The 13,080-nt window shown below is 41.4% G+C and carries 10 protein-coding genes and 2 tRNA genes; 7 read left to right on the top strand and 5 right to left on the bottom strand.

Features of this window, described 5'->3' with window-relative positions:
• Positions 1 to 227: 227 nt before the first annotated feature.
• Together GO493_RS27700 and GO493_RS27695 are read right to left on the bottom strand one after the other, a co-directional pair.
• Positions 228 to 299, bottom strand: a tRNA-Met gene (locus GO493_RS27700).
• Between the two features lie 246 nt (positions 300 to 545).
• Positions 546 to 1,967, bottom strand: coding sequence for a serine hydrolase domain-containing protein (locus GO493_RS27695; protein WP_157309491.1), 1,422 nt, complete (start codon positions 1,965 to 1,967; stop codon positions 546 to 548).
• 224 nt (positions 1,968 to 2,191) lie between these two features.
• Here GO493_RS27695 and GO493_RS27690 point away from each other — a divergent pair, with 224 nt between their 5' ends.
• Positions 2,192 to 3,196, top strand: a complete 1,005-nt coding sequence (locus GO493_RS27690; RefSeq protein WP_157309490.1) for an aldo/keto reductase — start codon at positions 2,192 to 2,194, stop codon at positions 3,194 to 3,196.
• A gap of 9 nt (positions 3,197 to 3,205) precedes the next feature.
• On the top strand, positions 3,206 to 4,096 hold the full coding sequence (locus GO493_RS27685; RefSeq protein ID WP_157309489.1) for a helix-turn-helix domain-containing protein: 891 nt from the start codon (positions 3,206 to 3,208) through the stop codon (positions 4,094 to 4,096).
• Between the two features lie 394 nt (positions 4,097 to 4,490).
• Here the strand turns inward: GO493_RS27685 and GO493_RS27680 are convergent.
• Positions 4,491 to 4,564, bottom strand: a tRNA-Asp gene (locus GO493_RS27680).
• A gap of 318 nt (positions 4,565 to 4,882) precedes the next feature.
• Between GO493_RS27680 and GO493_RS27675 the strand changes: the two genes are divergently transcribed.
• Both GO493_RS27675 and GO493_RS27670 read left to right on the top strand, forming a co-directional pair.
• Positions 4,883 to 7,441, top strand: a complete 2,559-nt coding sequence (locus tag GO493_RS27675) for an SEL1-like repeat protein (RefSeq protein ID WP_157309488.1) — start codon at positions 4,883 to 4,885, stop codon at positions 7,439 to 7,441.
• Between the two features lie 346 nt (positions 7,442 to 7,787).
• Positions 7,788 to 8,573 (top strand): FkbM family methyltransferase, encoded by a 786-nt coding sequence (locus tag GO493_RS27670; RefSeq protein WP_157309487.1) that lies wholly within the window; start codon positions 7,788 to 7,790, stop codon positions 8,571 to 8,573.
• A gap of 61 nt (positions 8,574 to 8,634) precedes the next feature.
• Here the strand turns inward: GO493_RS27670 and GO493_RS27665 are convergent, their stop codons facing one another.
• Both GO493_RS27665 and GO493_RS27660 read right to left on the bottom strand, forming a co-directional pair.
• On the bottom strand, positions 8,635 to 9,345 hold the full coding sequence (locus tag GO493_RS27665) for a polysaccharide lyase family 7 protein (RefSeq protein ID WP_157309486.1): 711 nt from the start codon (positions 9,343 to 9,345) through the stop codon (positions 8,635 to 8,637).
• Between the two features lie 85 nt (positions 9,346 to 9,430).
• Entirely contained in the window at positions 9,431 to 10,255 is an 825-nt protein-coding gene (locus tag GO493_RS27660) for a hypothetical protein (protein WP_157309485.1), read from the bottom strand.
• Between the two features lie 192 nt (positions 10,256 to 10,447).
• On the opposite strand from GO493_RS27660, the gene GO493_RS27655 reads away from it, so the two are divergent.
• The 3 genes from GO493_RS27655 (at position 10,448) to GO493_RS27645 (ending at position 12,957) form a co-directional block, all read left to right on the top strand.
• A complete protein-coding gene (locus tag GO493_RS27655) occupies positions 10,448 to 11,476 on the top strand; it encodes a sensor histidine kinase (RefSeq protein WP_157309484.1) in 1,029 nt (342 codons plus the stop codon).
• The gene (locus GO493_RS27650) at positions 11,473 to 12,234 is read left to right on the top strand and encodes a LytR/AlgR family response regulator transcription factor (RefSeq protein ID WP_157309483.1); all 762 of its coding nucleotides are present in this window, start codon (positions 11,473 to 11,475) and stop codon (positions 12,232 to 12,234) included. Before GO493_RS27655 ends, GO493_RS27650 begins: the two co-directional genes overlap by 4 nt.
• 519 nt (positions 12,235 to 12,753) lie before the next feature.
• Complete coding sequence (locus GO493_RS27645) at positions 12,754 to 12,957, top strand: hypothetical protein (RefSeq protein WP_157309482.1); 204 nt, start codon at positions 12,754 to 12,756, stop codon at positions 12,955 to 12,957.
• The last annotated feature ends 123 nt before the right edge of the window (positions 12,958 to 13,080 follow it).

Genomic DNA, 13,080 nt, shown 5'->3' with positions numbered 1-13,080 from the left:
TTCAATGCTAAGATTAAAGCCTTTAGAAATGCACTAAGGGGAGTCAGAGATGTAGAGTTTTTCCTTTACAGATTAGCCAAAATCTATGCTTAGAATCAAAATCCCCCAAGTTTTCAACTTGATCCGAAAGAAGTGAAGAAAGATCTGCAGATGGCGCTTATTGTACCCAATTACCCTGCCCTTTGAATATATAAAAAAAGTCCCGGCTTAGCCAGGACTTCTATTCGTAGCGAGGAGAGGATTCGAACCTCTGACCTTCGGGTTATGAGCCCGACGAGCTACCTCTGCTCTACCTCACAATGAGGTGCAAAGGTGCATAAACGATTACAATAAACCAAATTTGTTTTACCTGGTGATGCATCATTTTGAATTTTCAGCCGGCCGCAGGCCAAAAAATCCCCCTCAAAAAAATTCAAACTGATATACTATCTTTACCTGGTGGTGCATAATAACGAATGTCAATAACTTCGATTCAAAGCTAAAAAGCCTTCAAATCTTTCGACTTTTGATTCTTTTTATATAGGATTTTTCCCGGACCGTATACGTCATTTTTCCGGCATGCGTAGTGAGTAGTATTCAACAAGGCGATGCGCGGAAGGTGGATCTAAATTACTCAACACAACGATCACCTGGTTAAGTTTTGGGAAAACACGCAACTCGCCATTCATACCATCCGCGCCGCCTTCATGACCAAAACTTGTCAACTGCTTGTCCCCATATAGCTCAAAACCCAATCCGTATCCATAGCCTGATGGGGTGTCATGAAAGTAGGGTTTCATAGCCAGGTCCAGCATCGTTTTGGATATCAATTTCCCGGATTGAAGAGCATGAACAAATCTCAGCATGTCATTTATTGTAGAGTAACCACCACCTGCAGCCATGCCTCGATAGGGTAACGTTTCATCGTTTTTTACCCATGTCCCTTTCACCCGCATGTAGCCCGGTGCACGCATAGGAAGATGTACATTTTCGGGTAACTCGCCTGTGCTACTCATATTGGCAGGCTTGAAGATGTACTTATCTATATAAGCGTAATAAGACATATGGCTTACACGGCTAATGATCTCACCAAGCAGTACAAAGCCATAGTTAGAGTATGAAAATCCTTTGGTCCCATCAGGTCCTCGCGTTCCGTACAGTTTTACATAGTCAGCATTATCTTTGAGATTGGTGCGGTTAACATCGAACTCGGGGCCGAAAATGTCTCCGGTCCCACCAGTATGGTTTAACAATCTGCGGATAGTAACTTGCGCAATATCTTTATTCGGATAGTCTTTGAGGTAATCACTGATCTTCCCATCCAGTGATATTTTTCCTTTTTCAACTAATTGCAATATGGCAACTGCGGTAAACATTTTATTCATAGATCCGTTACGGAACTGTGTTTGAGCAGTATTCAATATGTGCTTCTCTTTATCCATTTCCCCCCAGGCGCGCTTTAATAATACTTTGTTACCCGAAGCGACTAATATTGCGCCTGAAAACCTGCCGGCATTGGTGAGCGTATCCGCACGTTGGATCAATGAGTGAATTGCTTCACTTTGTGATAATCTACTGATAACCAGATCTGAAGGCCGTTGAATGTCCTCAATCATCATTTTGACCGCCACATCATTTCCGGTTGTATCCACTGTTACACTTTCCCGGTGCAATGCATCCGACTCCTTTTCTTGCATCAATACCGTAAGATTTAAAGGCTCGCTTTTTTCAATACGGACTATTTGGTACCCTCCTGTACGTTCCCATGAGTCGAGCATAGTTTGTACCTCCCATTTTTTGTGGTAAGTAGCTTTGTACGCTTCCAGTTGTTGTGCATTGCCTGAATTAAAAGCAGTAAGCCAGGCATAAAACACTTTCTCTGCGGGAGTTTGTTTAATTATTTGTTGCCCCAACACTGATGAAGACAACATAATTTGTGTTGATAAGAGAATTACCAGCAAACACAATAGATTGTTTCTGAAAGGCATATATCAGGATTTGATACAGGTATTTTAATATGTGAATGTGCAAAAATACATTTGAATAGTCAAGAATGAAATTTGAGCCTTTGGGTAGCTTTGTTCACTTTTTTATGTTAAAAAACCTTTGCTGGAAACTCTTAGTAAATCGCTTGGATACTGATCCTTGATTTGCTGAACAGATTCGGGGATTTGGATACATGTCGGAGATGATCTATGTAGATCTTTGCTCCATGGAAATCAAGAATATAACATTGGGAAGCCAGGGACTGGTTGTTCCAGGCATAGGATTAGGTTGTATGGGAATGACCGGTTTTCAGGATGGTCATATGTATGGCCCGGCTGATGAACAGGAGGCTATCGCTACAATCCATCGTTCATTTGAACTAGGTGGTAACTTTTTGGATACTGCAGATCTGTACGGCCCTTTTGAAAATGAAAGGCTGATCGCCAAAGCTATTGAGGGTAAGCGCGATCAATATATAATAGCCACTAAATTCGGTTGGGAGATCAATGATGATGATCAGGTAACCTGGGCCATCAATGGTAAAAAGGAATATGTGAAGAAAGCGGTGGAGCGCTCGCTAAAAAATTTGAACACCGATCATATTGATCTTTACTATATGCACCGCCTTGACAAAAATACACCGATAGAGGAAACAGTAGGGGCCATGAGTGAACTGGTTAAAGAAGGCAAGATCAGCTATATCGGTTTATCAGAGGTATCTTCTGAAACGGTTAAACGTGCGCATGCGGTGCATCCCGTTACTGCCGTGCAAAGTGAATATTCCTTGTTTGAACGGACTGTGGAAGAAAGAGGTGTGCTGCAAACGTTGCAGGAATTAGGAATTGGTTTCGTCGCTTACTCTCCTTTAGGCCGCGGCTTTCTATCAGGACAGATCAAAAGCGTTGATGATTTGCCGGAGAATGATTTCCGCCGCGCTATACCAAGGTTTCAGGGCGAGCACTTCCAAAAGAATATTGAATTGGTAAAAGCGATCGAAGCAATGGCTGCCCTGAAAGGTATTACTTCTTCACAATTGGCGCTGGCCTGGATAATGGAGAAGGGCATATTGCCAATTCCCGGTACAAAGCGCCGTAAATATCTGGAGCAGAATATTGCAGCTACCCGGATTAAAATGAGCGAGGCCGATATGGCGCAGCTGGAAAGCATTGTGCCACTGGGAACAGATACCGGAGCTCCTTACGATGAGTTCAGTATGGGCCTGATTGATTAATTTTGTGTAATGAACGCCATTCATACGTTGTCGCAATTTCACCGGTTACTCTCTTTGCCGGAACCTAAGCATCCGCTGGTTAGCGTTATCAATCTGTCAGAAAGCGTTTTCCTGGAAGATGATATCTGGAAAGGCTTTGTTAACCGTTTCTATTGCGTGGCGCTTAAACGTGATGTTAAAGGTAAGATCCGCTATGGGCAGCAACATTATGATTACGATAAGGGAGTGCTGAGTTTTACAGCGCCCAATCAGGTGCAGCATCTTGATTTGCAGCATATAGAATGCGGTTCTGGTTTTCTGCTGATCTTTCATCCCGATTTTTTATTGGGGCATAAGCTAGGTACGTCGATAAGCAAATATGGCTTTTTTGATTATGCCGTAAATGAGGCACTGCACCTTTCTGCTGATGAAGAAAATGACCTGATCTCGATTTTACATAAGATCGATAAAGAGTGTGTCCATATCGATAAACATACGCAAGAGATCATCATTACACAGATCGAGTTGCTATTAAATTACTCGGCACGCTTTTATGAAAGGCAGTTCATTACTCGAAAAAATAATAATCATCAGTTACTCGCTAAATTTGAACAGTTATTGGACGAACACTTTAACCAGGCTACGCCCAGCGAATTGCTTACCGTAAAATATGTTGCCGGTCGCATGAATCTGTCGCCTGATTATCTGAGTGATCTGCTAAGAGTCCATACCGGCCAAAATACACAGCAACATATTCATGAAAAATTGATCGCTAAGGCTAAAGAAATGCTGTCTACCACCAGCCTTTCCGTTAGCGAGATCGCTTATGCACTGGGCTTTGAGCATGTGCAGTCATTCAGTACCTTGTTCAGGAAGAAAACCAATCATTCACCCTTAGCGTTCCGGACGTTGTTCAACTAATTAAGAGAACTGAATATACGTGATCTGTGCGATACAGCGGTGTCATTGGGGATTACCTTCAGTGTTAGCCAGATGCACAGAAAGATGCTGAATAGCCGTAGACAATGGGTAAAGGTGAATAAAAAATTGTGTGAAGAGTGGCTCTGTGGTACAGGACAGCCTAATATCTATTTAATGCCGGGAGAGTTGATTATCTCTAAAGTTGGTCATTTTAATGGTAAACATGCTATACCTTGTCGGTTGGCTTTGGGACGCAGCAATGCTTTTGCTCAGGTATACTCTAATACTTTTACGGAGTATATAAATGATAATTTATTACAGGTCGTTGACGGGACTTGAATGTAGTCAAACAAAAAAGCCTCCAGATCTTTCGATTTGAAGGCTTTTACACTTGCGGACCAGACGGGACTCGAACCCGCGACCTCCGCCGTGACAGGGCGGCATTCTAACCAACTGAACTACTGATCCTCTCCATAAGAATCTTTCAATTCTTCGGGCTGCAAATATAGGGACAATTATTTCAAATCTCCAAATAAAACTTCCCCTCGTGGTGTATCATTTTGAAGCTTCAGCCGGCCGCAGGCCAAAAAATCACCCTCAGAAAAATCGCTTTCGCCGAAGGTGAAAGCGATTTTTTCGAGCAATTTTTCTCGCTGTGCATCATAAAAAATTCAAACTGATACACTATCCTTCCCCTCTATCCTCAGAAAAATCGCTAAAAGGAGTGAGTTTAACCAGGATGAAATAATTGTATACTTGCAGCCACAACTTGAAAAAGCATAGATCATGTCGCACAGAATGTATTTGTACAACCTCGACGGCTTACCAGGAATAACAGAAAGGCAGAAGACAAACGGTATTGAAAGCCTGCTGGCAACTTACGGAACAGGAGGAGAAGACAGTTGCCTGATGATGGAATGGGGATATGAACTCCCCCTGCTATTACAACCACTATTTTCCGGGGAGACCTTTATTCATACACCCGTATATAATGGTACAGAAGGAGGGCTGTATACCCCTGCTGAGCAAGGAATCAAAGCCCTGCGGGCCTTATATGATTTTATAGAAAAGCATCATAAAGTACTGGTGGACGATCTTACAGCCTTTCAACGCGCAAAAACAAAGCTCTATACCTTCCTGGAAAACCAGGCTATCCACCCGCTTTTTCACCTGGATGCCTGGGATGTATTTAATATATCTGATGATGGTACCGAAGGCAATCATACAGATCAGGCAAAAGAACTGATAGAAGAGATCAGGAACAACAATGCAGTTATCTCCGCAGCTATTCTGGCTGATAACCCTTCAATGCTCGATTCCTGCCCCGAATTCAAACAACGTGGAAGTTCCTTCCGCTCCTTCAGGGAGTTGCTGAACTATGACGGATACGGTTATGGCTGGAAGATCATCTCTTCTGTGCTGGCAGACGGAGATAGTGATTTTACTACTTATAAGCAGGATAGTCTATACGGATTAAAAGACATCTCAGGTGCTGTCATTACCCCGCCTGTCTATAAAAAAATATATCCTTTCCCATATACATCAGACCTGGCTATTGTGATAAAAGAAGGGAAATACGGATTTATCAACAGGGAAGGAGAAGAGGTTATTCCCTGCATCTTCGACGAAGCATGGGATTTTACATACGCCTGGGCAGAAGTGAAACACAACGGACATTTTGGTATCATCGATACCACTGGAGAATTTATACTGCCTGCTGTTTATGAAGATGGCTATGCGCTTACAGAAACATATATTGCTGTAAAGCAAAACGGATTATTGCAGATAATAGACCTGGAAGGGAATGTTCAGATAGAACTGCCGGATGCCGTAGAAGTTGCCGGAATACCGGACAGTGGGTTCCCTTACTTTATAGCAACCGGTAAAGACGGAAGTAACACTTACTACTCACATCTGTTCCGGAAACTGTTATCCGGACCGGTTGAGAACGTGGATATCTACAAGGAATATTACATCATAAGCCAGCAGGGTAAATATGGTTTACTGGATGCAAACGGAGAAATACAGGTACCACTTTCATATAAAGGCATCCGTATTGAATACCAGCTGGATGGCCTGATCGTAGAAAGCACGGATGGCAAAGGATTCTATACACCTGGTAAAGGCTGGCTGTTACCCTGTGAATACCAGGACATATTCATATTGAAAGATAGTACTGAAGATGGTGGCTCTATGTATGCGGTCGTAAAGAAACAACATAAAAAAACAGGACTGTTTGACACCGGTAAAAACCCCCGTTGGATACTACCCGCTAACTATGAAGGTCTGAAGTGGATAAAGCCAGGCTATCTCGCTTATAAACAGGGTAGGTACTGGGGCTTAATGAACAACACTGGTGAATTTATAACTGAGCCACTTTATGAAAGCATAAACGGTAAATACGGACAACTAACACACGGTGTTGCTCTTTGCTTCCGCAAGCCTGAAATACTGGCCATCAGTAGTGATAACAAGACCCGCCCGCTTACACCGGAAGAAGCTGCAAAAGAGCTGGCGCTGATCAATAGCTACCTTTACAGCCGTACGGAAGTAGCTTTGCTGGAAGAGCTGGCCAGCCCGCTTCAGAAAGCAGAAGAGTATTTCCTTGATGGAAAAGACGCTGTAGACGCCAGACAATACAATAAAGCAATAGATCTCTTTCACAAAGCCATAGACTTGGGACATATAGAAGCCATGACAGATCTCGGTTTCGTTTATGAAGTAGAAGAAGGCTTTATTGATTATGAACAGGCCTTCGAATGGTATACCAAAGCGGCTGAGAAAGGGGAGATGTATGCCATGAACAACCTCGGACTGGCCTACCTGCATGGCCGTGGAACAGTAGCAGATACTGATAAGGCTGTTTATTGGTTTGAAAAAGCTGTAGAAAAAGAACATAAAGATGCATATGTTGTTTTAGGAGAAATTTATTACAGGGAGGAATATGAACGTGTTGATCATACAAAAGCACTGGAATATTACTGGAAAGCATATGAAGCTGGAAAAGATGTAGCTGACGCTATGGGAAATATTTATGAAATAAAACAGGATTATCCCAACGCAGTCTTTTATTACAATGAGTCAGTAAAGAAAGGCAGCGCATATGCCAAATGGAGGATGGGCTGTTTTTATACTGATGGTACAGGCGTACCGGTAAACCTTCACAAAGCAATGGAACTCTATCAGCAGGCAGTAACTGAATATGAAACGGTACATGTAGACCTTGCCATCCTGTATATGAGCGCCACCTTTTATGACTATCATAAAGCAAAATATCACATCGACGCAGCTACAAAAGCAGGTGTTTCCTATGCAGAAGAATACCGGCATAAACTGGGGCTGTAACTCGGCCCCTCTCTGTCTGCAAGGACAAAATTCTCAGCCGGCCGCAGGCCCAAAAATCCCCCTCGAAAAAATCGCGTTCACCGAAGGTGAAAGCTATTTTTTCGAGCAATTTTTCTCGCTATGCATCATAAAAAATTCAAATACCCCAACTACCCTTCAGAACTTTATTTTTTTGTACTCTAAAAAAACAGTAGATTCACTATAGAACAGGATCAGTTCATAGCATCAGCATTACATATTCAGCTCTGATTATAGCCAGCACGACAGTTCACTTATATTTGAACAGTAGCCATCCAATCCCAACTATTGCCGATTATTTAAGCCTTATTAAAACTTATGATCTCTTATGGCTTATACTCCATCTCCATTCCGCGTAAGTAAATATGGAAAGTACTTCGCTTATTGCCTGGAATTTATGAAACGTGGCGATTATCAGTCAGTTTCAGAAGCATTCAGATACCTGCTTTTCAAAGGGCTGCCAGCCAGGCCCCGCATCGCCACTACCCGCATGGGTACCTTCCGCTTTCGCAAAGGCACAACCGATTTCCAGTTTGCCAATTTCAGTTATGAAAGCGCTATTAAAAAACATCTGCAAAAGGTAATGAGCAACATCGGTTTGTTTATTGACGTAGGCGCCTGTATAGGCGAATATGATATCTGGCTCGCCAAGCAAGGTGTACGATCTGTTGCTGTTGAGCCCGTAAACCATCAGGCCATCTTTGAGAACATTGCACTTAATAAGATACCGGAGGGAAGTATACAGGTAATGAAATGCGCCGCAGGTAGTGAGAATAAGAAGGTATCTTTCCATGTGCTGGAAGGTGTTACCAGCAGCAGCTATATTAATAATGAAGAATCCGGTGGTGATATCGATTGCCGGCGATTGGACGACATTATTGATATCAACGCCATCGACAAGGAAAAGTTAACTGTGATCAAACTGGATATAGAAGGCTCCGAGATCGAAGCGCTCAGAGGAGCCGAAAAACTGATCAAAGGAATTGAGAAATTACATCTCATTTATGAATATACTTTCAGCGGTGAGCAAGCTATCAGGGAGGTACTGGACCGTTATGCCCGGTTCAGCTATAAGGACCTTGATGGCGTGAATATGCTTGCTGTGAAATATTAGTATATAGCAGGGCAAAGCCTTGACTCCGCCCTGCTATTACACCATTACTATCGATTGCACATTACTGCCCTACAGGACCGTTCTTCCAGTATTTAACATTCTTCCAGCGTGTTTCAGACCTGGAACCGGATATGTTATATACTCCGCATTTAAAGTAATGCGTCGCATTACCACGATCTGCATAAGTACCTTTAAGCGTGCCGTTCAGGTAAACGTATAGCTTACCGTTGTCAGCATCATGCTGCACATTAACATGTATCCATTTATTGTAAGCATTCGTCATCAGCGTTTCATTGTCATACCGCTTTATAGTACCGCTGCTTCCTGAATGAATTTTAAGCATGATAGCAGTTGCATTCGTTGCCCCTCCGAATACCTGCATAATATCTGTTCCTGCAGAGCCTGATACAATGTATACATCTCCCTCAAACTGGTGTTTTCCGGAGGTGTAATTATTATTCATGCGTAATTCAGAACGTGGACCGGTAGTACAGCCTTCATATTGACAGGCATCGTCCGGGTAGATCCAGAAGCGGTGCTCTCCCCCGGAATAGCTGTAACGACTGGGCTGGGAAAGGTTCCACGGAGTTTGTATGTTATAAGTGTAAGAGGTCTGTGTCCATCCGCTGGTTGGATCTGCTAATTCAGCACTGATCTGGTTGTCTGAAGTAGCTGGCTTTACCGGCTCTGTCACAGTTTTCCCGCAACTGCTTAGTAGGAGTGCGGAGAACATGAGCATACTCAGGATGTTTTTGAGGGATAAGATGTCCATTTGATAAGGTTTTAGTGATTAATAAATGATCTATGAAAATTTAAGAAATCACCAAGGTAAACCCTCCGCACTTAAGACAATGTGACTAATATATGCTATCTATCTGTTTCTTTACTTTACTGAATTTTCCGTTGCCAATAACACTGAATCTTGTAGAAAAACCAAATCCGCTGTAGGCGTTTACACTGCCTATATGTGGTGAATAATTACTCGAAAGCTGGTAATTGGCAATAAGTTCAACACCTATAACCCTTCCAACCCGTTGATACATTCCTATACCCAGCTTGGAAGTAAAAGGAGTCTGCTTATACCATGAAAGATACGCATCATTCCGGTTAGCCCGGACCCTCACCAGGTTGGTAAAGGTTACTCCTGCTCCAGCCATCATGAAGAAGGATGGCCGGTTATGAATGCTTCCACTCTTCAGCTCTTCCGCAGTTCTGTTCACAACACCTCCAAAAAGATCTCTCTTAACGTATGCTAAGACAGGAACGTTGATACCACCGCCTCCTTTAATAGCCCCGTTATCCGGATCACTTTCAATTTTCTGAGGCAGCTTCTGCCATCCTGCTTCCAGTCCAACTCTTGTTATATTGGTAAGGTAATATTCCAGCGAAAACATGTATACCGAATGCCTGTGACGCATATCCACACCCGTCTTGTAATCCTTCTCCACAGAAGTATATCCGGGCATATAAATTCCACCAAATGAAAATCCTACAGACCATCTATGCTTATAGATCAGCTTCAGGGAATCCATGCTGAATTTCAGCTTCTTTTCATACCGGTCAAATTTGGCAAGCTCCCAGTCATTATCCTGTAGTTGTTGCTGGGCATTGATTTTTACACTATATAAAAGGCCTGTTAATATAAATAAAGAAGGCAGACTAACCCCTTTTTTGATTTTCATTGAAGAGTATTTTCTGTATGAAATGCCAAATGTGCGGTATATACTGAAAACAAAATGTGTAGGCCTTGTTGAAATGGACAAAATGTAGGCTCAAATGGCAATAATCATTAAATGAAGGACAAATACCCGGTTAAGAGGTGCTTGTTACCGGAAACATTTAGTTTGAAATAATTTAACTTTGGAGTAATTAGCATGGATAAGGATCTACATATAAGATTAATGAAGACAGCCGTTATTTCGTCGCCGATAATTGCTTTATACGGGGTAACTCCTGTTTACGTTTTTAATAAGGTGCCGGTTATTTTCCTCCTGTTCGCAGGTTCTGTTCTGACGGCTAATGTGCTCGTCTTCTGGGGCATTAACATCTCTATCATCCGTCATTTAGGAGCAGAGAAAAAATGGAGATGGTATATTCTCAGTTATGCTGTTATTTTTGTTATTTATACGCTGCTGGCTTTACTTAAAGAGAGATTACCGGAGCCTTCTTTTGTTGCTGAAGGTGAAATATATTTCAGAAAGGATACTTTCATTGTATATCCGATTGTTTCAACAATTGCGGTTAATGCCATTATTATGATAATATGCAACTCAATATTGGCAACGCAAAAACATAAGAATGCCGAAATTGAAATCCAGCGCCTCAAAGTAAGTAACCTTGAAACACAGAAGCAGGTGTTGCTTCAGCAACTTCAGCCTCACTTTTTGTTTAATACGCTTAGTGTCCTGAAATCTTTAATAAAAGATAACCCCGATGAAGCTGAAAATTATTCAGTAAAGCTATCAGAATTTCTGCGCTATTCCGTAGAAGTGCATAAAAGTGACCTGGTATCATTAGAAGAAGAACTGAAATTCACCAACGATTATATTGATCTGCAAAAGGTACGGTTTGAAGATTCTGTGATCTTTAATGTGAACATCCCGTATAATGTATATAACATGCAGATACCTGCCTATGCTCTTCAGACACTCGTGGAGAATGCTCTTAAACATAACACATTTACAGAAAAAAGACCACTGTATATCAATATTAATTATATAGATGGCGATGCCATCCTGGTAAGTAACAATAAAATGCCTGCAAAGGCTGTAGATACTATAGGTACAGGATTAAGAAACCTGAGACAGCGTTATAGAATTATTGCAAATAAAGAGATAGAGATCATCGATACCAAAGACGAGTTCAGCGCCAAAGTATACCTGCTAAATGATCATCACGTATGAAAGTTGTAATTATTGAAGATGAGAAACTTACTGCAAAAGATCTGAAGAGGACCATTCTTGCAACAGGAACAGATGTAGAGATTGCCGCAGTACTGCATTCCGTAGAAGAAGCGATTGAATATTTTAAGAATAACACTGATACAGATCTGATCTTTTCTGATATCAGGTTGGGGGATGGACTTAGTTTTGATATATTCAGAAAAATGGAGACCCAGGTACCTATTATTTTCTGCACCGCTTACAATAATTATTTCTCAGAAGCATTTGAAACTACAGGTATTGACTATATACTGAAGCCCTTTAACAAAACAGCGATAGAAAAAGCGCTGACAAAATATGTTACACTGGAGAAAAAGTTTACAAGAAATAATGAGAAGTATAAAGAACAGTTAAACCTGCTCGAAACAAAGATCTCTCCCCGGAAAAATGCCGTGATCATCCGGCAAAGAGATAAGATCATCCCCCTGGAAGCTGCTACGATAGCAGTGTTCTTTAGTGAGAACGGATATACCTTCGCCTACACTTTCAGCCAGGAAAAATTCATTGTAAACGAAAATCTTGAAGACCTGGAATGCTCTTTTGCCCCTTCTTTTTTCAGGGCCAACCGGCAATACCTTGTAAACCGGAAAGCGGTAAAGGACGCCACTCATTTCTTTAACCGTAAGATCGTAGTAAACCTTAACATACCCTTTAAAGAGCAGATCCTGGTAGGCAAGTTAAAAACCACCCTGTTTGTAGAGTGGTTGTCTCAGCATTGAATGCTTATAAGACCCTCATTCCGTTCAGTTTAGCATAATCCCTTTCATTCCTCAATTTGTCCATCTCATCTTACATTCAATTGTACAGTACAGGATATGTATGAACCTTTGTACCATACTAAAAAAATATGGTAGGGTCTTCCTTTAAATGCTCAATTCAAATTATCAGAGATTCATGAAACAATTTTTACATGCTTTCTTTCTTTTACTATCAGTCCCCTCTATGAATGCACAAAGAGAGCATTCACTAAAGGAAATTATAGATAGAGCTCTTCATGTCTCAGGCAGGCTGAGCTGAACGTATTGGTTGCTGATTATTAAAACGTGCAATATTCTAGTAAAAAGGTAGGTGTAAATAAGGCGGCTGTATCTACAGCTGCCTTTAATTTCCGTCGTATGTTACAGAAGTTTCTGATTAAAGTGTTAATAGGAATTGTGTTGTTCTGCATAGTTAATATAGGTGTGTATAATTATGGACCTACTATTGTTTGTATTAATGCCACAGTTCAAAAAGGTAGAATGGAGAAAGTGTATAAAGATCTGCAGGCGCACCCTTCATTCAAAAAGATACAGAATGTGAGCGCTGTAGATACAATTAGTAACAATATCAGGCTTACTTTTTTTGTTTATAATAATACGATATGGGAGAATTGCGAAGAAGTATTGTATTTTATGGTACAAAACAAGGATTACAGCTCCATAGATTATAGTATTGAACATTAACCTCCTACAGCCCTCTGTAAAAATCAGTTACACCGTCAGACTGATACACTTTGATTATATTGTCAATTATACATATTTTAGAAATATATTGTATCTTGCTATAGCTGGGACAAAGTTTGTAGT

Origin of the sequence: Chitinophaga tropicalis (assembly GCF_009758205.1) — a bacterium.
Taxonomy (GTDB): domain Bacteria; phylum Bacteroidota; class Bacteroidia; order Chitinophagales; family Chitinophagaceae; genus Chitinophaga; species Chitinophaga tropicalis.
This window is presented reverse-complemented; position numbering and strand designations above follow the sequence as displayed.